Genomic DNA, 22,060 nt, shown 5'->3' on the forward strand with positions numbered 1-22,060 from the left:
GGTATTTTGTAGGTGTCTTGCCAGTTATTTTTTTGAAAACCTTTGTGAAATACGAATGACTATTAAATCCAGCTAGATTTGCTACTTCACTCATTTGATAGTCGCCTAAGTGGAAGTAGTATTTCGCAAGGTAAACACGCTGCTGGTTGACATATCCAATAAAGGTGTTACCTGTCTCTTGTTTGAATTTACGCGCCAAATGAACAGGATGCATACCATAAATCGAAGCAATATTGGTTAGAGTTAATTCATTGGTAAGATTGTCTGTGATATAGGTAACGATTTCTTTCATCACTGACGAGTAGTCAGACGTAGAGAAATTGGCTACAGCATGACAATATTCTCTGAAGAGTTCAAAGTAAACGTGTTCAATTAAATAATCTAGAGACTGCGTATCTTTAATGATCATAGAAAAACGTTCGAAAATCAAATGAAGATACAGAGGTAACAGGCCACCGTTTTTAGCGGCTATACGTGCGTACGTATTCACTGTCATTAAATGGTTTTTAAATGAGTTGATTAATTCACAGTCACTATCGTTTTCCAGATAATTGAATACCCGGTCAATGTTAATTAGTTTTAGTGTCGCTTCCAACTTTTCTTCATTTCCTGAACTGATGGCATCGGTCAGTTGATCCTGCATGAGATAACGATAATCCATGGAGTCATCTGTTAATTCTTTCAATTTACTTAAACGTTCTTCCATTAGCTTTTCTTTCTCCTCTTGATTCTTCATAGTGCATAACCCTTCCCGAACATCTTTTTTAGATAACACTTCATATGTTAAATATACCATAACTGACTGAAAAATAAACACATATGTATAAAAAACAGGTTAATTAAGTAACAATCACAAACTCTATAAAGGATATCCTTGAATTTACAAAAATATATTAGTAAATAGTTAATCCTGATTTAAAGTAAATTATACCAGTAAAAGATGAATAATCTGCATTTTATTCATTTATTTTACCGATTATTCGATTATCATACGCGAAGCGTATCTTTTTACATGCGGATTGTCTAATGATATGATTGGGGATAAATACGTGAACGAAATATGACAATGTTAACAGAAAGGATGAAAATATGGATCGCCATATATTAGGAACATTTAAAGACAAGAAGGATGCTGTCTTACAAGTTGAAAAGCTACTCGATGAAGAAGGCTATACCGCTAGTGAGCTGATGCTTGTAATGGATAAAACGCAGCAATATGATGGGGAGATTGAGGCTTTTAAGAATGTGAAAGTTGGCAAGGTAGACTTAGAAGATGATAGTATTTGGGACAAAGTAAAAGAAGTGTTCTCGTTTGGATCTTATAACAGTGAAGAAAATCATTCGATATTAGAACAATATGGTGTCCCTCACGATCGAGCCAATCATTATATCGATGCTTTGAAAGATGGAGAAATCATCCTTCTTGCTGATACTGATGCACCGAAGCAGGGGAATCTATCCGAGGTAAATGAAAATATCATTGCAGATAAGGAGAGAGAAAAGAATATGACAGATAAACAAAATAATCCTGTAGATGAAGTGAATACAGAAGAATTGGAAGCTTTAAAAAACAAAAAACCAAGTGATGCAGATAGCGAGAGTGAAGATATCGGTAATAATGTAGAGACACAAGGAATAGAATCAGAAGAGAAGCCTGACTTGACCGGTGAAGAGGACAGAGTTGAAACTGAAGAATCCGATTACGGTTACGGCAATACGGTTGCTAAAGGAGTCGTTAAACCTAAAGCAGTCAGTCCTTTGAATACTGATGCAAAAAGCGAAAAAGAGCCTCATGAAAATACGGAAGCACCAGAGTCTGAAGCAAATTATTCTGAGGAACTCGAAGAACAGGGCAAGAAATCACTTGACGACAATAAGTGATATTAAGAATAGACCGCTCAGGAATCAACTGGATGAGGCAAAACCAGCACTGAAAATTACTGGGGAATCACCGGGAAATGAAGTCAAAGCATAAATCGGCCTTGATGAAGAAAGTGGAGAAGAAGAAAAACCAGATGAATAAACACGTTTTGGTGCCTGAATAATTATTTTAGGCGCTTTTTTTACGTCTGGATTCATTAAAATTCAAACGTATAAATGGTATACTTGTAACTGAAGGATAAGAGGTGCAAAAAAAATGACCAAACGAAAAGAATCATCACTACCCAACCTAGTAGAATTAGGCACTAAAAAGCAGGAAAAGAAAACGACAGATAAGAAGAATATTACACTGGAAGATGTAAAGCAGATGACTGACAACGGAAATTCCGAGTCAGCTCCAGAGCCTGAATTTGTTATTACCAAGGTTCAGGCACAGAAAGCAAAAAATCGCTTCAATGTCTATGTTAATGATGATTACGCTTTTGCAGTGGATGACGCGCTATTAGTGAAATATCGACTGGTGAAAGGTAAAGAACTTGATGAAGAGACCATTGAAGAATTAAAAGTTAAAGGTGAAATGGGCAAAGCTTATCAAGCGGCACTGCATCATCTGAATTTTAAAATGCGTACCGAAAAAGAAATCAGAGAGTATTTAGCCAAGAAAGACTATGAACAAATCGACGGAGTCATAGAACGATTAGAAGAAAATGGATTGATCGATGAAAAGGCATATGCCAAGAGTTTTGTACGAACGAATTTTCAGCTGAAAACCGAAGGACCTAAAAAAATTGAACGGTCACTTTATGCAAAAGGACTGACTCCGGAAGAGATAGCTTATGGCTTAACTGAGTATTCGGATGAAGATCAGCTTGAGAATGCAAAAAAATTAACTGAAAAAACGTTGAACAGACAACACAATAAATCGAACCGGGAAATCGAACGAAAAATAAGAGAACAATTAATGGTCAAAGGGTTCGACCGAGAGATCATTTCACAAGTACTGGAAGACATGACTTTGGAACAACCTGCAGAAGATGAATATGATGCGCTAGTTAAACAGGGTGACAAAGCCTTTCAACGTTATTCACGTAAAGGTGATAAATATGAAGCAAAACGTAAGACAAAAACATTTCTCTATTCAAAAGGGTATCCCTTCAGTTTGATTGACCAATTTTTATCAGAAAAAGAGGAAAACCAGTGAGCAAGACGGATTTGCTAGAAGAAAACAAAATAACAATGTGGTCAGAAGAAAAGATTCGTGATTTTCGCGTAACCTTATTACAGTGGTATGATGAAAATAAACGGGATCTACCCTGGCGACAAACGGATAATCCATACTATATTTGGGTATCTGAGATTATGCTGCAGCAGACACAAGTAGATACAGTGATACCGTATTACGAGAGATTTATTGAAACGTTACCTACCATCGAAGCTTTGGCTAATGCCCCAGAAGCGACACTGCTGAAACTATGGGAAGGATTGGGTTACTATTCCAGAGTGAGGAACATGAAAGTTGCCGCAAATCAAATCATGGAATATCATGATGGAGAGTTTCCGACTTCGCATGACGATGCATTAAGCTTGAAAGGTATCGGACCCTATACGGCCGGAGCAGTGACGAGCATAGCCTTTAATCAGGCATATCCTGCGGTGGATGGAAATGTCATGCGCGTATTGAGCAGGTTATTTGAAATCGATTTAGATATCAGCAAGGCTTCAACACGAAAGGTCTTTGAAGAAATGATCAGACAATTGATCGATCCGGATAGACCCGGTGATTTCAATCAAGCCTTGATGGATTTAGGGGCAACCATTTGTACACCTAAAAATTATTTTCCAGAAAAGAGTCCAGTCAGGGACTTCAATGCCTCATACGTCAACGAAACCTGGGAAAAATATCCGGTTAAAAAGAAAAAAAACAAAGTGAAAGAGCAGACATTCCTTACTATCGTCATCAAAAATGAAAAGGAGGAATATCTTTTTCGAAAACGTTCATCTAAAGGGGTCTTGATGGGGATGTTAACACCTATCATGTTGAATCAAGATGATTTAACTGATAGCGGATGGAAAACCTTTAATCAAGAGGAATTCATTCAGAGTCGTTCCAGCGAGGAAATTGAAGAAATGATCAGAGAAAATTATGATCTGATTATTTCTTTAAATGAGCAGCCTAAAGGTGTCCTCACCCATGTTTTCTCGCATTTGAAATGGCAAATGATTGTTTTTGAAGCATCCTTGATTTCAGATCAGTCTCATTCTGCAGAATTAAAATGGATTCATCCCAATCAATTCGAAGAGGAAATGTTTCCAATGCCAACACAGAAAATTAACAATCTGATCAAAACGTTAACTCTATTTTGAATGTGGGCCATTAAATATTCTAATTCGTTATTATATCACAGTTATTTTATGATATAATAACAAATGAGATTGAAGGAAGAAATTATACTTTGTTAAAACAGACTAGAAAGTTGGTAATTAGATGACATTTCCGAAAGAGGGGGAATTCATCACAATCAAAAGTTATAAACATGACGGAAGTCTGCACCGGACTTGGCGTGATACGATGGTGTTAAAAACAACTGAAAATGCACTGATCGGTTGTAATGATCATACACTAGTCATAGAGTCGGATGGTAGAAGGTGGAAAACACGTGAGCCGGCATTAGTTTATTTTCATAAACATTATTGGTTCAATATTGTCACAATGATACGTCAAAAAGGGACGTCTTATTATTGTAATATGGCTTCGCCTTTTCTAATCGATGAAGAAGGTGCAAAATATATTGACTATGATTTAGATGTTAAAGTCTTTCCCGATGGAGAAAAACGCTTGTTAGATGTCGATGAGTATGAAGAACACGGTAAAAAGTGGGAATATCCAGACGAGATAGACTTAATACTAAAAGAACACATCAAAATATTAGTTGATTGGATCAACGAAGAAAAAGGACCTTTTTCAGATGGTTACGTTGACCTTTGGTATGACCGTTATAAACAATTAACAGGAAAAAACTGATTGTGATAAAAAACAGTAGCGAGACAGTAATGTCTTCTACTGTTTTCCTTATCCAGGTTTTTAAAAGTAAAGCTATTTCAGATGGAAAGGATCAAGAGATGTGAAAAAAAATGTCATAATAATCCCTTTATTACTTATTGCAACAATAGTTACGATTGTTTTTGGACAAAGATATTCCGCAAAGCAACGAGAGGGAATGGATGAGGACCAAGTAGTTTTTGCTGAAGATCACGATGTCATCGATGAAGAAACATTAGAAACTGATACAGCACCTTCCCACAATACTCTGGAATATTATGAAGAAAATAGTGAGTCGCTTTCTTTATATGAGTTTTTAGATTTCATGTCTTTGAAAAACGGCGAAGTGTCATTAGCTTATTATGGTGATATCAATTCGGAAGAGGAATGGGTAAAGGAGTTGAATACGGTGATTACTGACTCTGTAAGCGGTGATTTCAACATCATGAATCACACCTATCCAGACTTCGATTCTTATGAATTATACATACAGCAAACTACACAGCCACTATTAAAGGATAGTCCGGATGTGATCATTTACGGAATGCCGGCGATACCTGATAAAATAAGGGATATCGGACTCGCGGAAACAGAAGAGTTTATGAATTATGTGCTGGATGGTCTCTTGACACAGGAAAAAACTGAACTCTTATTACTCGAACCGTATCCTGTTCCGAAAGAAATCAATCAAGTCAACTCTCGCTCTCTTGATTATCAAAGTTATTTAGGTAGAATGCAGACAGTCGCTGAAAAAAAAGACCTAACCGTCTTACCTTTACATTCTAAGTTCACAGACAAAGCATCGGAAAAATCTCTTGCAGCCTATTTCGATGATAATGATGACTTGAATGAAGAGGGCACGCGTCAGGTTGTTTCTATTTTGGATAACTTATTTAAGGAAGAATTATAAGAACTTGAAAAGACAAAGCTAGGACTTTTGTTGTCCTAGCCTTGTCTTTTTTTAGTGCAACGAACGTACTTTAGAATGATTATCCGGGTGATTCGTTTTGAAACTACTGACTAGCTTATTAAGATGTTGTAACTCTTCCTCATATTTCAAAACAGCAGACATGAGATGAATCACGGTATTGCTTTGACCGTAATCATTCTCTAGATAGGATTCTAAACTTGCCTCAGTAAAAAATGAGCGCATAAATGTTTTTCTCAGATCAGACTTGTAGGCGATAAAGTTTACTTCTTCAGGTAATATACGCCCATTCCATTTCAGTATAATTTGTTCATGAGCAGACATGAGTGTCTCAAGCCTTTCTCGCAATAGTATCCGAAGTTTATCCGGAAAATGATTATAGACATTTTCCGATTCATGTAATGTTTGAACCAGGAAATAAGCCGATTCAGTCGTACGAATAAATTGACGATAGATGACTAACAATCTCTTGAATGACTGTTCTTTTTTTTGACCAAAGGTATGCCATTCTCCATCTAAGAGAAAACTGTGCAGACGTTTCATTTCTGTTATAGATTGTTCAATGGATTGTAAATCAGTTCGCATAAGTGAATACTGACTGTTCTTTCTCAAATTCACTCTTATAAATCGGGTTAAATCATCGGTAACCTGATTAGTCGTATGAAAAAGTTTCTCTTCATAATTAGGAGGTATGATCAAGCGGTTAACTAGGAAGGCAACCACGACACCAATAAATGTAGCCGAAACTCTTATTATAGCATTAGACATGATATCACCATCTGTTGACAACATGATGATAATTAACGTCATGGTCGACAAGCCGATCACATTATTTAATTTGATTTGATGTAACAATGCAATAAGAATAGCAGTCGCAAAACTGATATTAATAAACGATGTGCCAAAACCAGTGGCCATAATGACGGCAACAAGGCCACCAATTGAGTTTGCTACAAGGCGGTCTCTCAATGTGAGATAAGATTTTTTTACGGATGGCTGCATAGAGGCAACCACCGATATGCCAGCTAGAGAAGCAGCCTCATACATACCCAACAAAGAGGGGATCGATAAAGCCAAAAATACAGCAATACTTGTTTTAAACGTTCTTGCTCCGATTTTCATAAATTAAAGTCACAACTTTCCATGTTTATTTTATAATTTTCATTATACTACAAATGACCTTGATAGTTTAATGGAAATTAAAAGTTATTATTTTAACAAAAATAGGTCAACAACGCACATATTCTTGCAAATATTGTATGAAAACTGTATCATTTGAGTAAGTACAAGTAAACGATAAGGGATTGATAGATATGAGTTATTTAGTTGAACAATCCATTGAACGGTTAAAATATAATAATATACGAATCACCCCGCAACGTTATGCTATTTTAGAATATTTGATAGATCAGGACAGTCATCCAACAGCTGATGAAATTTATAAGGCACTGGAAGATGATTTTCCGAGTATGAGCGTGGCAACGGTGTACAATAATTTACGCTTATTCATTAAAATGGGTTTAGTTAAAGAAATGATGTTTGGAGATAATTCGAGCCGTTTTGATTTTGCCTCAACTGAGCATTATCATGCGATTTGTACAAGATGTGGTAAAATTGAAGATATTTATTATCCGGGATTGGATGACGTTGAAGTCGTTGCCAGCAACTTAACAGGGTATGAGGTCGATTCTCACCGTTTAGAAATTTATGGACTGTGTCCTGACTGTCAGAAAGAACGGACGTCTTAAAGAAGAAGGTATTATTTTGAAAAAGATACTCATTTTAGCTAACCCATCTTCGGGTAAAAAAAACAGTGTCGATATTGCCCAAACTGCTGAAAAAACCTTTAAGTCAAAAGGGTGGCATTGTGTGACTAGAATAACAAAACAAAAAAGTGATATTGCTAAGTACACCACTGAAGCGTGTGCTGATAAAGCCGATTATCTAGTTGTTACGGGTGGAGACGGAACAGTAAATGAAGTTTTAAATGCTTTAAAGGAACGAGCGTATCGACCAGTACTCGGTATTTTGCCTGCCGGAACAGCTAATAACATTGCGGTTGGATGGGGAATGTCAACGGATATTCACAAAGCGATCAATCAGTTAGTCGATGCTAAACAAGAAAAATGTGATGTTGGAGAAGTCAATGATCATTTATTTTTAAGCACCTTATCTTCTGGTACATTACCTGAAACAGTGTGGGAAGTTTCTGGAAAAATGAAAGAGGCTTATGGCCCAATTGCATACTTTCTAGAAGGAATAAAATCTCTTAAAGATGAAAAAGTATACCGTTATGATTTGATACTCGATGGTCAAAAGCTTAAAAGAGAGAGTACTTTGCTTCTTGTAGGCGTTTCACACAATGTTTCAGGAATTCCCCATTTTTTCTCAGAAGCTAAAATGAATGATGGAAAACTCCATCTTTTCACCTTGGATCAAACAACTTTGGGAGATAAGATAGTCGTTTTATCAAAATTAATTAGAAATAATGAAACAGGAACAATGCCTTCATCAGTTACAATAGATTCATTTGAAGAAGCAACAATCCGCTTAATGGATGACACGACTCATGTAGCACTAGATGGTGAAAAGGGTCCTGATTTTCCGCTCAACATTAAAGTCAGAGCGGATTATTTAACTGTTTTGATTCCTGAAAGGGTAGACAGGAGCTTACTATTTAAAAATCGATCTTAACTGTTATACATGTTCGATAAACTGATAAAATCTACAGGTGAAATGATTTCCGGCATGATAAAGCGTTGACAGATTTATCATGCCGTGTTATGATAGTTAAGTTGTTGAAGAAAAAATTATCCGCAATAGCTCAGTTGGTAGAGCGCGTGACTGTTAATCATGATGTCGCAGGTTCGAGCCCTGCTTGTGGAGTATATTTATGGAGAATTGTCCGAGTGGCTTAAGGAGCACGCTTGGAAAGCGTGTATACGGTTTTCCGTATCGAGGGTTCGAATCCCTCATTCTCCTTTTTTTTTTTTATTTTAGGCCCCTTGGTCAAGTGGTTAAGACACCGCCCTTTCACGGCGGAATCACGGGTTCAAATCCCGTAGGGGTCATCGCAATACTTTGGCGCAGTAGCTCAGTTGGTAGAGCAACGGATTGAAGCTCCGTGTGTCGGCAGTTCGACTCTGTCCTGCGCCATTTAACTTAATATGCTGGAGGGATAGCGAAGTGGTCAAACGCAGCGGACTGTAAATCCGTTCCTTCGGGTTCGTAGGTTCAAATCCTACTCCCTCCATTAAATAGGGGTATAGTTTAACGGTAAAACTATGGTCTCCAAAACCATCGATGTGGGTTCGATTCCTACTACCCCTGTTTTAGATAGGTAATTTATTATTCTGTTTATTGAAAATAATAGTATGGCGATTGTGGCGAAGTGGTTAACGCACCGGGTTGTGGTCTCGGCATTCGTGGGTTCGATTCCCATCAGTCGCCCTTAATTGGGCTATCGCCAAGCGGTAAGGCAGCGGGTTTTGATCCCGTCATTCCTAGGTTCGAATCCTAGTAGCCCAGTAATACGAAAACTCAATGCATCTGCATTGGGTTTTCTTTTTACATGACTTAATTGGAAAGAGTGTGTCGTGATGACAAAAAAACATGGAATTTTTTTTATCATAATAGGAATTCTTATTTTCATCCTCTCTCTGTACGTTGTTTCTAAAGATCCCATTATAGGGGGAGTAGGTCTCATTATAGGTCTATGGAATATGTTTATAGGTTATCGAACGTCTAAAGGTAAAACGTTCTTCAAACCTAAAGATGAATGAGTGGATAAAAAAGGAAGAGCTAGGCGCCTGAGGCGCCTAGCTCTTCCTTTTTTGTTCAGCTTTTATTCATCCTCATCATTTTCAGGTGACTCATCTTCAGTGGTCTCTTCATCCTCAGAAGGAGGAGTACCGTTGCCAGAAGTTTCTTCCTGGTTTGATTCGTCATCCTCATTTCCGTTATTTTGTCCGTTCTCACCATTATTTTCTTCATTGTCTTCTATATTTGCTTCAGGATTTTCTTCTTCATCCTCATCGTTTTCAGAGTCTTCTTGAGGCACTTCTTCAGGGTCATCCTCGTCTTCAAGATCTTCTTCGGGCGCTTCTTCAGGTTCGTCATCGTCCTCTTCAGGTTCAGGTTCTTCTTCCTCACGTTCTGGAACGGTGACACCAATTGAAGCTTCCGGGCCTGTTGTGTCATAAGCTGAAACGGATAAAGTGACCGTTAAGTTTCCTTCAGGCGGTTCGGTCATAGAATACTCGGTATCACTTAAGGTTGTTGTTTCACCGTCGATAGAGAGGTTATAGGTAACGTCTTCATCTGCATTTTGTAATGCGTAGTCATCCCAAGTGATGGATAACTCATCAGACTCTTCATCGTAATCGGCAGAGAGACCGCTTGGAGCATCTAACTTTTCGCCATAATTTAATGATGTTTCTGTTGGTTCAGTACCTTTAACAAATAATTCTGTCACTTGTGCACTTTCTGGTGTGTTTGGTCCGGGTAATTTCGCCGGATCAGTACCGTCTTCAACAGTCACTTCCGTAACAGAAGAAGGCATTTGCCAGTCGCTGTTATCTACACCTTCGGAAACATACTGCATGATTTCCCTGTAAATATGACGGGGGAGTGTGCGCGTTCCGTCATTGGATGTTAAATACCCCTCAGCAGCAGAATCAAAACCTGTCCAGACAGATAGGGAATAGGTTGACGTGTAACCAGCATACCAAGATGAAGGTACAGCGTGTGATGGATAGTTGTATTGTTCAATAGCTGCTTCACTGAAATTAGTGGTTCCTGTTTTACCCGCCTGTGGGATATTCCCCAGACCTACAGTATTCGAGTTGTTGGAAGCAACATCTTTCAACATGTCCGTAACCATATAAGCGGTGTAGCCAGACATTGCTTGGTTTGTTTCGGGCGTGAGATCGATTTCCTGTCCATCTTGTGTGGTCACTTTTGAAACAGTATACGGTTCAGTATAATTCCCTCCGTTGGCGAAGGAAGCATAAGAGGCTGCTATTTGTAGTGAACTCATTACACCGTTATAAGCATTCTGCGGAACTAATTCACCTTCACGCGACATAGGTTCAATAGGAATACCTAAGTTTGTCAAAAACTCTTCTACTTGATTCATGTCCAGATCTTCATTGAATATCTTAGCGGTTGGCACATTACGTGAGTCAACCAGTGATTCTCGTAAACTGATCTGTCCTTTGAATTGTCTATCATAATTTCTTGGAGAAAAGTCTGTACCAGGAATCATGTATTCTTCGTCAACAATCTGATGATAAGTTGAGTACTGTAGATGCTCGATAGCAGGCCCGTATGTTGTTAAAGGTTTAATAGTAGACCCTGTACTTTTTTGTTCAGTAGCACGGTTAAGTGATAACTGTACTTCTAGATTCCGGCCGCCTCCTAAAGCTCTTACTTTACCAGTTTCAGCTTCGACCAGAGAAACAGCCGCCTGAACATCATCGTTCACAAAGTCAACGTATTCGTCAGAATTAAGGACGTCAAAGACACGTTGCTGGGCAGACATATCCAGGTTTGTTTGGATCGTTAAGCCAGCAGTAAACGGGTTTAATTCAGTTTTTTCCTCTACTTCTTCTAACACTTGCACTAAATAACCATCAAAAACCAAATTGTTTCTTTCAGTTTCACTTTGTTCGACTAATCCTTCATCGATTGGAGTAGCTTTTGCTGCTTCTGCCTCTTCAGAGGTAATATGGCCTTCATCACGCATGACGTTGATTACCACGTCACGACGATCTTTGGCTACTTCAGGATCAGCGTAGGGACTGTATCGGTTAGGTGCTTTAGCCATGCCGGCAAACAAAGCTGCTTCATGTATTTTCAGTTCACTGACATTTTTACCGAAATATTCTTCGGCTGCAGTAGAAATACCATAGACGTTACCAGCCATGTGGATTTTATTCATATATAACGTAAGGATCTGCTCTTTTGAAAGTTGGCGTTCAAGTTGAATGGCTAACCAGGCTTCCTGCGCTTTTCTTTGTAACGTTTGATCTGCTCTGGTTGTGGAGAAGACAGATAATTTGACTAACTGCTGGGTAATGGTACTACCACCACCAACAATTTGTCCTTGATTGGTGATATATCCGATTGCGGCGCGTCCGATACCAATCGGATCAATGCCCATATGATCATAAAAACGCTGATCTTCAATGGCTGTCATCGCGTCAAGCATAACTTCAGGATAGGCATCCGGATCGGCATAATCCCGCACTTCGCCACCTAGCGTGTAAAAAACATTACCGTCTTTATCTAATAATTCAGAAGAATAGGTGCCCATTAAGTCATCTTCAGTCAATTCAGGTGCATTAGAAGCATAGTAGGCGAATAGACCTCCTCCAGCGACAAGGACCAATAAAAAGAGGGTTATAAGCGTAAGGAAGATTCGTTTAAACCATTTTTTCGGTTGATGCGTAGTGCTTTTTTTCGATTCTTTTTTATAATTTTTACGAGACATTTCATCTTTTTGTGACATGTTACGCTCCTTTATTATGCTCTTTTTGAATTCATTAAAATGAGTTTAATTCATTTCAGTATATCAGAGAAGAACTTTACACTAGTTTTAGAACTGAGTCAATTGTGTTCTTCTTTTCTTTAAACTCTTTCAAATGTTTTGTTCATTGATCAATCGATCAACAACGACTAAATAAGGCAGACGAGGGGAGAGGCTATAGTTGATTTCAATGCCGTCTGTTTCAATCGCTTTTAATGGAATCGATTTTTTTCCCTTTTCTTCAAACTGCTGGTGCCACCACTTGTTCAGTAGAGGGAAGTTTACAACAAAGACGCGGTTCAATGTACTAAAACGTATAATAACAAAACAGATCCCTCCGTGCTCGTAACAGGCCTGCATATGGTTCAGTTGATGATCATGGAAGTTTTTTAAAGGAAAAGAAGTTTTGTTTTGCGTCTCTTTTGCTTCAAAATCAATGTAGCGACCTTTGTACACGCCATTGTAATCCGTCGTGGATGCTCTCCGGTAGTATGCTTCGGTAATTTTAGCCGCACTTCGTCTTGGATAATCGACATTAACCACTTGTATGGGAATGGGTTTCTTATGAATGACCGCTTTTTTTCTCAAGAGATAATAGTCATTCGTGACGTTTAAATCCTCCTCTAATGTCATCCCGCGTTTACTGTAAGAGATTTTCTTTTTCTTAGGTTGATTTTCAGGCGCCTTTTTGTCATCATGAGTATGATATAGTTTTCCGTTTGGATACCGAATAGTCAATGTGTTCACAACCTTAAATTGATATAACTCTAGTTTACCAAACAATGACTGGTGAATGTAGAATGGAGGAGAAACTTATTAAAAATTTATACGTCAGTGGTTATCGATCTTTTGAACTCTCAATTTTTTCTGCCGACGATCCGAAAATAGATTATATAAAAAAATTCTTTAAAAGGAAACTGATTGAATATATCGAACAGGGCATGGAATGGGTGATTATATCCGGCAACTTGGGTACGGAGTTGTGGATGGGGGAAGTCGCACTGGATTTGAAGGCAGACTATCCTGAACTGAAATTGGCCTTATTATTGCCTTACACGAGCTTTTCAAGCAAATGGAATGAAGTCAACCAAATGTACTACAATTCAATCGTAGAACGGGCAGATTATATCAATTACACTTCAAATCAGGATTACGCCAACCCGGGGCAGTTGAAAAATAATCAGAAGTTCATCGTTAAAAATACGGATGGGTGCCTGCTCTTTTATGACATGGATCATGAGGGCAAAGTCTCGTTCTTCTATGATCAGGCTCTAAAATATCAGGAAAAACACTCTTATAAAATAGAAACTATCTCATTTGATGAGCTTCAGTGGTTCATCAATGATTTGCTTGAAGAAGAGCGGTTTGAATAGAAGTGCCCATAAAAAAAGATTTATTTAACCGATATATCAGGTTCAATATATACTATTGAGCAATCGGAACATAGAGTTGTGAATGAAATAAACTTAAATAAACTCAAATAAAAAGATATTGAACCAGGTTACCTTCACTTTTAGTCTTATGTTTGCTATAATGGTACTATAAGTATGAGTTTTGCCTAAATGAGTAAATTTAATTAATATCATTATGATTAATTAGAGACGAATAGATGAGGTGTAAGCGTGAATAAAGAGTTGACCCAAAAAGAAATTTTAGAAAAAGATTTTAAAACAAAAATGCGTGGATATGATCCAACAGAAGTCGATGAATTTCTTGATGTTGTGATCAGAGACTATGATGCTTTTCAAAAAGAGATCGAACAGTTAAAAGCTGAGAATGACCGTCTGCTCGATAAAGTGGATGAACAGGCCAAACAGATGACCACACAAAGCTCAAGTTCCGGTCAAACAAACTCGAACGTATCTAATTTCGATATTTTGAAACGTCTATCTAACCTTGAACGTCATGTTTTTGGATCAAAATTAGAAGACGAATAAAATTAAATAATGTACATCACGGATAATCGCACAGCTCAATAGAGTTGTGAGGAAAGTCCATGCTCACACAAGCTGCGATGCTTGTAGTGTTCGTGCGCAGCGAAACAATAAGCTGCGGCTCCCAGATATGGGATGACGGCAGGAAAAAGAGCTACGGGGAAACCTATGCTTGAGTACCCTTGAAAGTGCCACAGTGACGAAGCAAACGTGGAAACGCGTTTGGTGGAACGCGGTAAACCCCTCGAGTGAGCAACCCAAACTTTGGTAGGGGCACTTTTCTCCTGGAATTGAACAGAGAGAAGAGGCAGGGCATAATGCTCGTGCAGACAGATGATTATCTCGGATAAGACTTCACCGTTTTATCTAGACAAAACATGGCTTACAGTGATGTACATAGTGGTGAAATCCTCTCTTTTTTTAGAGAGGATTTCTTTACGTAAATAATGTTTCATGCATGCGATAAGAATAAGAGAGGTGGCAAATGAATGACCTATAAATTACTCGCTACAGCCGCAAGTGGGATCGAGGCCCTTGTTGGAGATGAACTGAAAAAATTAGGATACGATGTCCAAGTTGAAAACGGACGTGCACGGTTTGAAGGCGGCAAAGAAGATATTGCAAAAGCCAACCTATGGCTACGTACAGCTGACCGCGTGAAGATCATTGTTGGTGAATTTGAGGCCAAAACGTTTGATGATTTATTTGAACAGACCAAAGCATTACCGTGGGATGACTATTTATCCATGGATGCGGCTTTTCCGGTCAGCGGTAAATCGATAAAATCTACTTTGTACAGTGTTCCAGATGTTCAGAAGATCGTGAACAAAGCGATAGCTGAAAAAATCAAAGATGTGTATCACAGAAGAGGGATGCTGCCCGAAACAGGAGCGAAATTCCCTATTGAAGTGGCCATCAGAGATGATAAAGTATTACTCACTATCGATACCACCGGACCTAGTTTGTTTAAACGTGGATACCGTATAGAAAAAGGCGGAGCACCAATAAAAGAAAACATGGCTGCAGCTTTAATCATGCTGACAACATGGCATAAAGACCGTCCGTTCGTTGATCCAACGTGTGGATCTGGAACAATTCCAATCGAAGCAGCACTTATCGGGCACAATATTGCACCAGGATTCAACCGTTCATTCTTATGTGAAGACTGGGATTGGATGCCTAAAGAATTATGGCGAAAAGTTCGTCAGGATGCAGAAGATCAGGCAGATTATGATGTCGAACTGGATATTCTGGGAACAGATATTGATGCCAGCATGATTGAAATCGCTAAAGCTAACGCACTGGAAGCGGGTCTTTCACACAGTGTTAAATTCAAGCAGATGCAATTGGCAGATTTCAAGACAGACAAAGAATTCGGCGTTATTATCTCCAACCCACCTTATGGCGAACGAATGGGAGACCCAGAAGATGTCTATCAGTTATACCGTGAAATGGGAGAAGCTTTTAAACCGCTTGAAACATGGAGCAAATACATCATTACAAGTGACTTGGACTTCGAAGAACATTACGGAAAAAGAGCAACCAAAAAACGTAAACTCTATAACGGCTACATCCGTACGGATTACTTCCAATATTGGGGCAAGCGTCCAACTAGAAAATAAAAAGCAAAAAGGCTGGAAAACCAGTCTGTCTTACTAATTCAATTACAATATTTCTAGTACAAAACTTAAAATATTTTAAAAATTAGAAACTAAACAATAAGAGAGCACAATGACACCTTGTCTTAAGGGTCATTGTGCTCTCTTATTGACGTTGAAATACTTTTCAATTAGTCTTTAGCGGGTAAGTCCTCGATTGAGTTGATATCTTCCATGTAAGTCGGAACGACAAAACCTATGACTGTACCTGTTAAGTTAGGTCCTAAATCAACAATGTTCTCACCGTATGTTTCCATAAAAGCGCCTGCCGTTGTAGGTAGCCATGCTCCTAATGTGGCATCGACTTCGCCTAGGTTTAAAGCTTGGTAAATAACTGCCGGATCCAAGTTAGTGATAGTGACATCATATCCTTTTTCTTCTAAGACACGTGCCATGACATTAGCAGAAGAACGTTCGGTATCCCATGGAATTGAACCTAATTTAAATTCAGTGCCATCGACATCGTCTATACCTTCCGTCCATTCATTTACTAAGTCGCGATTATTATCTACCCATTCCGCAGTAACGTCCTCAAAGTCTCTTTCTAAACCTTCGAGCATGACTTCCTGCATATGCTCTGTTTCCCATTCAAATCGACTGAGTATTTCAAAAGCTTCAGGCATATCTTCTTCAAGGCCGGTACGTGTTAATGTGTTGATACCTTCTTCACCTCCGAAAACGTTAAGAGAGTCTTCCAGCATTTTCAGGTCATATAATTCAAATATATAATGAGGAGTCCATCCAATCACAACGATTGGCTCCTCGTTATCGATTGCCTGACTTAATTCAGTCAACATTCCGGCAGTAGAACTCTCCTGAATATCCCATCCGTTTAAGTTATCATATTCTTCAAGAGTCTTACGGGCTATTTCGGACGTACCTGCTCCGGGTTCTATACCTGTAATAGTATAATCTAAAGTTTCTCCGACGTTTTCATCCTGAGAACTATCGCTATCATTTTCTCCACACGCTGTAAGTAAAATTGGAACAGAAAGCAGCACCGCAGTTTTTGATAAACTGAATAATGTAATCTTTTTCATTTTTCTCCCCCTAAGATTAATAAAAATACAACTTTTCCATGATAACATAGAAGGGGGAATTTATAAAATCTGGTACGAAATGGGCATAGTTGGCTATTATGCTCAAATCCAAAGGTTAATGGAAAAAAGTATTGTGTCTGTTTTGTTATTTGGTATATACTTAATTATAAAGTAGACTATTGAACTAGTGATTGTACATAATACATAAATAATTAAGTTTTATTCTGGAGAGGTTGAAATGACGAATAATCAAACGGATGAATATTACCAAGAAACAGGGCGAGTATTACTCAAGTATTTTAGGTGTGCATTTCATTACTATGATGGTACTAATATTATTTGTTTCCATCTACTTTGCACTAATTAGCTAATATTATATATTCTTAAAAGAAAGTTTAAAGGAGTTTACTATGCGTATACATTGTACGAAAAAAATGCTGGATATTATCAAAAAAAGTAAGATGATTGAACAGGATAATTCTCTAGAGTTGGACGAGTCCTTCGAATTGTCATCTGAAATGGATGAATTATATGACTGGCACGCGAATATTTTAGAGGTGAGTAAAACAAATTGCCTGGTAGTTCTAGTCAATGACTTAACGAATTATCCAGTTGTTGTAGGACCGATCAAATATAAGAAGTTTAAAGATTTCATTCCAGCTTTCATTGCAGGTTTGGAAGAATCAATGATTAAGTACTCTTTCCCGCAAGATGTCATAGAGGGATATATCGAACAGGCTGATTCCTTACTGTTTACTAAATCGTTAGGTCCTAAGAAAATAGGTCCCCTAAACGCAATCATAAAGGACGTAGACCATGTTTTGTATTACGATTCTATTAAAGTAGCTGACATTAATAGTTTTGCGTTAAGTGATTGGGCTGGTTCTTTACTACGTTTGAAAGACAAAGATTATTTTCATCCTACCGAAAAATGGCTGGAAGAGTGGGAAAGACGAACAGATTGTCGACTGTCAGAACAGTACAATTATAATGACGTGTTAAGACCATCTTCTAAGCATTCGAATGAACCGAGGAATAAAGATTCGAAAGTTTCTGACACCGTTACGGACGATGAATGGCTTCGATTGTACCAGGCCACAGATGCATTCAAAAAATCAGAACCATGGAAATACTTAGGAGATACAGACTTGATCATAGTACAACATCCGGAAACGATTGAAAGAGCATACTGTTCAATCATGGGGGCTATGGGAGAACATTTTGCAATGGCAGTCTATATTGGAGATGAAGGTTTTTCGAATTTCCATCAGTTAGCCAGCGGGGAACGAAATATCCCTGATCATCAGCTTTTACATGCACAAGACTGTCTGATGGTTTCCTTTGAAGACCGTGCAGAACTGGATCCTGCTAACTACGAACATATACAATCGCTGGGATTGAGTTATAAAGGATCAAAACAGTGGCCGGAAATAAAAAAATTCGAGCCGGGCTATCACCCATGGCTAAAACTTAATAAGGGTGAAGTTCAGTGGCTGATTCTAGCGCTGGAACAAGTTCCCAAAGCAGTGAAAGACCTGAAAGAAAGAACAATAAAAGAAAAGTATGCTATAGGTTTATTTGCTGCAAGACTGAAAGAGAATAATAAAAGTGACTGGAAAACAGTGTATATGCGTTTACCTGATCTGGATGAGCTAGATAAAGAAGAGAGAAAAATTATAATTGAAGACGAATTAATGGTCAGACGGTTAAAATCTAAGGCTGTGAAACACGGTGCGATTCAACTGGATATCCTGTATGCGCCTGTTCCTGTTCAAGAAAGTGAAGAGCAGCGTCCGTTGTATCCTCGATTGCTTCTTACAGTCGATGCAAAAACGGGGGAAGTGTGGGATCAGGATATGTATGAATCAAAGAGAGAAGACCCTGAAAGAGTTCTTGGAATTATTCGAATTTTATGTGAAACCAACAAACCTGATCGAATTGAAATACGAGAAGACTCGATTGAATGGATCGTAGAAGACTTCTGTAATAAAGTCGGCATTGAGCTTGAAGTTAAAGAAGAACTCCAATTTATTGATGAAGTGATGTATGAATTGATGAATTTAAAAGGTACATTTTAACAGATCAGATTGTATCTTCTTTTATTATTAAATACAAAGGTTTGAGATTGAATTTAGTGATTTCCACTGAACTATCACATATCATTAATGATGCTGGATAAATATAACGTAAAAAGCTCGAGAAGACTTGTATACAAGTCTTCTCGAGCTTTTTATTGATGTGCTGTAAACATCGTATTTATCTACTGGAAATTTGAATAGATTATAAACTATAAAATAAGCGCTCCGATAATCCCAAATATCATTATAGGAATATTATAGTGCATAAAGGTTGGCACACACGTGTCCCAGATATGGTCATGCTGTCCGTCAACGCTGAGGCCGGCAGAAGGGCCGAGCGTACTGTCGGATGCTGGAGAACCAGCATCACCTAAAGCCGCAGCAGACCCAATCAATAGCACCGTTGCCAGCGGACTGAATCCTAGTTCTAATGCCAGAGGAACATAGATGGCAGCAATAATCGGAATAGTCCCGAAAGAGGTCCCGATACCCATTGTAATCAGTAGTCCTAAGACAATCATTCCTGTAGCGGCTACTAACTGATTACCGCCAATGGATCCGCTGACTGACTCAACGAGGGTCTCTACACCACCCGTGGCTCTTATGACGTCTCCATATCCTGAGGCGACGAGCATGACAAAAGCAATGAAGCCCATCATACCAATGCCGCTTTTAATCATACTATCGATATCGGACCATCTAATGGCTCCGCCAATAAGCATAATAAACAAGCCTAATATAGCACCCAGGACTAACGAGCCAACCGTCAGCTGCACGATCAAAGCAGCTAATGAGCCGAGTACGGCAAAAGCATGGTCTTTGTTAAACGTGACTTCTTCTGAATCCAGGTGCTTGAATCCAAACTTGAACCCGGATTCTTCGCTATCTCTGTATTCACGAGGCTTTCGGTAGGTAATCAAAACAGCAATTAAAAGCCCTATGAACATGGCAAGTCCTGGAATCCACATGACATGCCAGACTTCTGCGTCTCCTAATTCTAGTCCACTGAGGGCCATTTCATCACGAATGATATTATGGAAAATCAAGCCGTAACCTACCGGAAGGGCAACATACGGAGCTTTCAAACCGAAAGTCAAAGCGGAAGCGACAGCTCTTCTGTCGATCTTCAGTTTATTCATCACCATGATCAGCGGTGGGATCAGTATAGGAATAAATGCAATGTGCACCGGAATCAAATTCTGAGAAAAAATACTGATAAATGCAATGATGAAGACCAGAGATTTTCCTGTTCCTTTCATACTTTTTGATAATTTCTGAGTAATGATGGTTGCGGCACCGGTTTTTTCAATTGCTGCAGCGAGAGCGCCCAGCAAAATGTAATTGAGTGCCGTTTCTGCATTTCCACCCATACCACCGAGCAGGGTTTCCATTGTTTCAATTAGCGACATATCTGCAGTTAATCCGCCTACCAAAGCGGCGATAATTAAGGCAAGCAATACATTGAGTCGCAGCAGGGATAATGTGACCATGACAACAACTGAGATTATAACAGGATTTAGTAACACAGTTTCGCTCCTTCATAGTTGCTAAATTAATTTTTACGATTAAATAATAATAACATACTTTATATTAAGTGCCTAAAAAATTCAATAAATCAAACAGGAAAAATGAATATAAATAACTATAAATTCAAATTCACATAATACCTATAGAGAAAGGCATACTGGCCAGTATTTTTAATTATTGCATATAAAAAGCGGGTATCAATAAGAATCACCTTATTGATACCCGCTTTTTAATTAAATTTCTACTTGTAGCGCTAGATTTTTATCGTTCATCATCGATTCATCAAACTGGTTGATGGTTTTAGATGAAATAATACCAGCCACAATACTATCATTTACGTTTAAGAAGGTTCTTGCCATATCAATGACTGGTTCGACTGAGATGACCAAACCAACGATCGAAATAGGTAAGCCGAGTGAACCTAAAACGATCAAAGCAGCAAAGGTAGCTCCACCACCAACACCGGCAACACCGAACGAACTGATTGCAACAACAGCCATAATCGTCAGGATATACATCGGATTGGTAATATCGATGCCCATCGTTGGCGCGATAATAGCCACGAGTGTTGCTGGGAAAATCCCTGCACAGCCATTTTGTCCGATAGATAATCCAAACGTTCCGGCAAAGTTTGCGGAAGCATGATCGACACCTAATACTTTTGTTTGCGTTTCAATATTCAAAGGCAATGCTCCAGCGCTCGAACGTGAAGTGAAAGCGAAACTGAGGACGGGCCATACTTTTTTTACATAAGTGATTGGATTGACTTTATATCCTGCTAATATGATTAAGTGAATAATAAACATAATACCAATCGCTACGTAAGAGGCTATGACGAATAGTCCTAAATTCACAAGCGCTTGGAAATTACTTGTCGCGATGGCTTTAGTCATCAAGGCAAATATACCATAAGGGGATAAGCGCAGGACTAAAGTGACGATTCGCATGACGATAGCATACAAGCTGTCAATGATGTTTTTGAAAGTCTCCGCTTGTTCCGGATCTTTCCGTTTTATACCCAGATAAGCTGTTCCCACAAAGGCTGAGAATACAACGACAGCAATAGTACTTGTGCTTCTCGAGTTAGATAGATCCGAAAAGACGTTACGAGGAATAAAGTTTATTAACTGTTCAGGTATGGTTGACTCTTCTACAGTGGTCTGGCTTTCCTGTAATTGTTCAATACGCGCACTTTCCTGTTCGCCCTGAACAAATTCTGCCCCATCTAAATTGAAGGCCATGATGCTCAACACACCGACAAGAGCAGCTACGGCTGTGGTTGCGATCAAGGTGATTAAAACAGATGAACTGATTTTGCCTAAATCTTTACTTCCTTGAATCTTGGTGAATGCACCAATAATAGAGACGAAAACCAGTGGCATGATCAGCATTTGTAAGAAGGCCACATAGCCGTTTCCTACGACATTGATCCATTCCATCGCTCC

18 protein-coding genes, 8 tRNA genes and 1 other RNA gene are annotated in these 22,060 nt (G+C 38.7%); 20 read left to right on the forward strand and 7 right to left on the reverse strand.

What is annotated here, in order from left to right; all coding sequences use genetic code 11:
• Nucleotides 1-736 (reverse strand): helix-turn-helix transcriptional regulator (locus tag R6U02_RS06355; protein ID WP_410262783.1); only part of this gene is annotated, 736 nt, incomplete at its 3' end.
• 353 nt (nucleotides 737-1,089) lie between these two features.
• Between R6U02_RS06355 and R6U02_RS06360 the strand changes: the two genes are divergently transcribed.
• The 5 genes from R6U02_RS06360 (at nucleotide 1,090) to R6U02_RS06380 (ending at nucleotide 5,831) form a co-directional block, all read left to right on the forward strand.
• Nucleotides 1,090-1,881 (forward strand): hypothetical protein, encoded by a 792-nt coding sequence (locus tag R6U02_RS06360; protein WP_410262784.1) that lies wholly within the window; start codon nucleotides 1,090-1,092, stop codon nucleotides 1,879-1,881.
• 256 nt (nucleotides 1,882-2,137) lie between these two features.
• Nucleotides 2,138-3,082, forward strand: coding sequence for a recombination regulator RecX (gene recX, locus R6U02_RS06365; RefSeq protein ID WP_410262785.1), 945 nt, complete (start codon nucleotides 2,138-2,140; stop codon nucleotides 3,080-3,082).
• Between the two features lie 35 nt (nucleotides 3,083-3,117).
• Nucleotides 3,118-4,245, forward strand: coding sequence for an A/G-specific adenine glycosylase (gene mutY / locus R6U02_RS06370; RefSeq protein WP_410262799.1), 1,128 nt, complete (start codon nucleotides 3,118-3,120; stop codon nucleotides 4,243-4,245).
• A 121-nt stretch (nucleotides 4,246-4,366) separates the two neighbouring features.
• Nucleotides 4,367-4,903, forward strand: coding sequence for a DUF402 domain-containing protein (locus R6U02_RS06375; protein WP_410262786.1), 537 nt, complete (start codon nucleotides 4,367-4,369; stop codon nucleotides 4,901-4,903).
• A 100-nt stretch (nucleotides 4,904-5,003) separates the two neighbouring features.
• A complete protein-coding gene (locus R6U02_RS06380) occupies nucleotides 5,004-5,831 on the forward strand; it encodes a hypothetical protein (protein ID WP_410262787.1) in 828 nt (275 codons plus the stop codon).
• Between the two features lie 51 nt (nucleotides 5,832-5,882).
• On the opposite strand, the gene R6U02_RS06385 is transcribed toward R6U02_RS06380, so the two are convergent.
• Nucleotides 5,883-6,971: an FUSC family protein gene (locus R6U02_RS06385; RefSeq protein ID WP_410262788.1), complete on the reverse strand. Its 1,089-nt coding sequence runs from the start codon at nucleotides 6,969-6,971 to the stop codon at nucleotides 5,883-5,885.
• A gap of 191 nt (nucleotides 6,972-7,162) precedes the next feature.
• On the opposite strand from R6U02_RS06385, the gene R6U02_RS06390 reads away from it, so the two are divergent.
• The 10 genes from R6U02_RS06390 to R6U02_RS06435 all read left to right on the forward strand — a co-directional run bounded on the left by R6U02_RS06390 (nucleotide 7,163) and on the right by R6U02_RS06435 (nucleotide 9,377).
• Nucleotides 7,163-7,597 carry a Fur family transcriptional regulator gene (locus tag R6U02_RS06390; RefSeq protein WP_410262789.1) on the forward strand — a complete coding sequence of 145 codons (435 nt, stop codon included), beginning with the start codon at nucleotides 7,163-7,165 and terminating at the stop codon, nucleotides 7,595-7,597.
• 16 nt (nucleotides 7,598-7,613) lie between these two features.
• A complete protein-coding gene (locus R6U02_RS06395) occupies nucleotides 7,614-8,543 on the forward strand; it encodes a diacylglycerol/lipid kinase family protein (RefSeq protein WP_410262790.1) in 930 nt (309 codons plus the stop codon).
• Between the two features lie 119 nt (nucleotides 8,544-8,662).
• A tRNA-Asn gene (locus R6U02_RS06400) sits at nucleotides 8,663-8,735 on the forward strand.
• Between the two features lie 9 nt (nucleotides 8,736-8,744).
• A tRNA-Ser gene (locus tag R6U02_RS06405) sits at nucleotides 8,745-8,831 on the forward strand.
• Between the two features lie 17 nt (nucleotides 8,832-8,848).
• Nucleotides 8,849-8,920, forward strand: a tRNA-Glu gene (locus R6U02_RS06410).
• Nucleotides 8,921-8,932: 12 nt separating this feature from the next.
• Nucleotides 8,933-9,005 (forward strand) — tRNA-Phe (locus tag R6U02_RS06415).
• A gap of 16 nt (nucleotides 9,006-9,021) precedes the next feature.
• Nucleotides 9,022-9,102: transfer RNA gene (locus R6U02_RS06420), tRNA-Tyr, on the forward strand.
• 6 nt (nucleotides 9,103-9,108) lie between these two features.
• Nucleotides 9,109-9,179 (forward strand) — tRNA-Trp (locus tag R6U02_RS06425).
• 47 nt (nucleotides 9,180-9,226) lie between these two features.
• Nucleotides 9,227-9,299, forward strand: a tRNA-His gene (locus tag R6U02_RS06430).
• Nucleotides 9,300-9,305: 6 nt separating this feature from the next.
• Nucleotides 9,306-9,377: transfer RNA gene (locus R6U02_RS06435), tRNA-Gln, on the forward strand.
• A gap of 316 nt (nucleotides 9,378-9,693) precedes the next feature.
• On the opposite strand, the gene R6U02_RS06440 is transcribed toward R6U02_RS06435, so the two are convergent.
• Both R6U02_RS06440 and recU read right to left on the reverse strand, forming a co-directional pair.
• Nucleotides 9,694-12,360: a transglycosylase domain-containing protein gene (locus R6U02_RS06440; RefSeq protein ID WP_410262791.1), complete on the reverse strand. Its 2,667-nt coding sequence runs from the start codon at nucleotides 12,358-12,360 to the stop codon at nucleotides 9,694-9,696.
• A gap of 129 nt (nucleotides 12,361-12,489) precedes the next feature.
• The gene (gene recU / locus R6U02_RS06445) at nucleotides 12,490-13,116 is read right to left on the reverse strand and encodes a Holliday junction resolvase RecU (protein WP_410262800.1); all 627 of its coding nucleotides are present in this window, start codon (nucleotides 13,114-13,116) and stop codon (nucleotides 12,490-12,492) included.
• A gap of 62 nt (nucleotides 13,117-13,178) precedes the next feature.
• On the opposite strand from recU, the gene R6U02_RS06450 reads away from it, so the two are divergent.
• From R6U02_RS06450 to R6U02_RS06465, 4 genes are all read left to right on the forward strand, one after another.
• Nucleotides 13,179-13,751 carry a DUF1273 domain-containing protein gene (locus R6U02_RS06450; RefSeq protein ID WP_410262792.1) on the forward strand — a complete coding sequence of 191 codons (573 nt, stop codon included), beginning with the start codon at nucleotides 13,179-13,181 and terminating at the stop codon, nucleotides 13,749-13,751.
• A 249-nt stretch (nucleotides 13,752-14,000) separates the two neighbouring features.
• Complete coding sequence (gene gpsB / locus R6U02_RS06455; RefSeq protein ID WP_410262793.1) at nucleotides 14,001-14,315, forward strand: cell division regulator GpsB; 315 nt, start codon at nucleotides 14,001-14,003, stop codon at nucleotides 14,313-14,315.
• A gap of 14 nt (nucleotides 14,316-14,329) precedes the next feature.
• Nucleotides 14,330-14,702, forward strand: an RNA gene (rnpB, locus tag R6U02_RS06460) — RNase P RNA component class B.
• Nucleotides 14,703-14,800: 98 nt separating this feature from the next.
• Nucleotides 14,801-15,934 carry a class I SAM-dependent RNA methyltransferase gene (locus tag R6U02_RS06465; protein WP_410262794.1) on the forward strand — a complete coding sequence of 378 codons (1,134 nt, stop codon included), beginning with the start codon at nucleotides 14,801-14,803 and terminating at the stop codon, nucleotides 15,932-15,934.
• Nucleotides 15,935-16,101: 167 nt separating this feature from the next.
• On the opposite strand, the gene R6U02_RS06470 is transcribed toward R6U02_RS06465, so the two are convergent.
• A complete protein-coding gene (locus tag R6U02_RS06470; RefSeq protein ID WP_410262795.1) occupies nucleotides 16,102-17,010 on the reverse strand; it encodes a glycine betaine ABC transporter substrate-binding protein in 909 nt (302 codons plus the stop codon).
• Nucleotides 17,011-17,420: 410 nt separating this feature from the next.
• Between R6U02_RS06470 and R6U02_RS06475 the strand changes: the two genes are divergently transcribed.
• Nucleotides 17,421-19,088 (forward strand): DUF6933 domain-containing protein, encoded by a 1,668-nt coding sequence (locus R6U02_RS06475; protein ID WP_410262796.1) that lies wholly within the window; start codon nucleotides 17,421-17,423, stop codon nucleotides 19,086-19,088.
• Nucleotides 19,089-19,297: 209 nt separating this feature from the next.
• On the opposite strand, the gene R6U02_RS06480 is transcribed toward R6U02_RS06475, so the two are convergent.
• Complete coding sequence (locus tag R6U02_RS06480; RefSeq protein WP_410262797.1) at nucleotides 19,298-20,614, reverse strand: Na+/H+ antiporter family protein; 1,317 nt, start codon at nucleotides 20,612-20,614, stop codon at nucleotides 19,298-19,300.
• Nucleotides 20,615-20,848: 234 nt separating this feature from the next.
• The coding region (locus tag R6U02_RS06485) for an L-cystine transporter (protein WP_410262798.1) at nucleotides 20,849-22,060 on the reverse strand (1,212 nt) is incomplete at its 5' end.

The sequence above is a fragment of the Alkalibacterium sp. genome, from assembly GCF_046484155.1.
Classification (GTDB): Bacteria; Bacillota; Bacilli; order Lactobacillales; family Carnobacteriaceae_A; genus Alkalibacterium.

Coding starts and splice junctions, on each gene's coding strand:
- R6U02_RS06360 (WP_410262784.1), top strand. CDS start 1,090: ATGGATCGCCATATATTAGGAACATTTAAAGACAAGAAGGATGCTGTC.
- recX (WP_410262785.1), top strand. CDS start 2,138: ATGACCAAACGAAAAGAATCATCACTACCCAACCTAGTAGAATTAGGC.
- R6U02_RS06475 (WP_410262796.1), top strand. CDS start 17,421: ATGCGTATACATTGTACGAAAAAAATGCTGGATATTATCAAAAAAAGT.
- R6U02_RS06465 (WP_410262794.1), top strand. CDS start 14,801: ATGACCTATAAATTACTCGCTACAGCCGCAAGTGGGATCGAGGCCCTT.
- R6U02_RS06375 (WP_410262786.1), top strand. CDS start 4,367: ATGACATTTCCGAAAGAGGGGGAATTCATCACAATCAAAAGTTATAAA.
- R6U02_RS06440 (WP_410262791.1), bottom strand. CDS start 12,360: ATGTCACAAAAAGATGAAATGTCTCGTAAAAATTATAAAAAAGAATCG.
- mutY (WP_410262799.1), top strand. CDS start 3,118: ATGTGGTCAGAAGAAAAGATTCGTGATTTTCGCGTAACCTTATTACAG.
- R6U02_RS06385 (WP_410262788.1), bottom strand. CDS start 6,971: ATGAAAATCGGAGCAAGAACGTTTAAAACAAGTATTGCTGTATTTTTG.
- R6U02_RS06450 (WP_410262792.1), top strand. CDS start 13,179: ATGGAGGAGAAACTTATTAAAAATTTATACGTCAGTGGTTATCGATCT.
- R6U02_RS06470 (WP_410262795.1), bottom strand. CDS start 17,010: ATGAAAAAGATTACATTATTCAGTTTATCAAAAACTGCGGTGCTGCTT.
- R6U02_RS06390 (WP_410262789.1), top strand. CDS start 7,163: ATGAGTTATTTAGTTGAACAATCCATTGAACGGTTAAAATATAATAAT.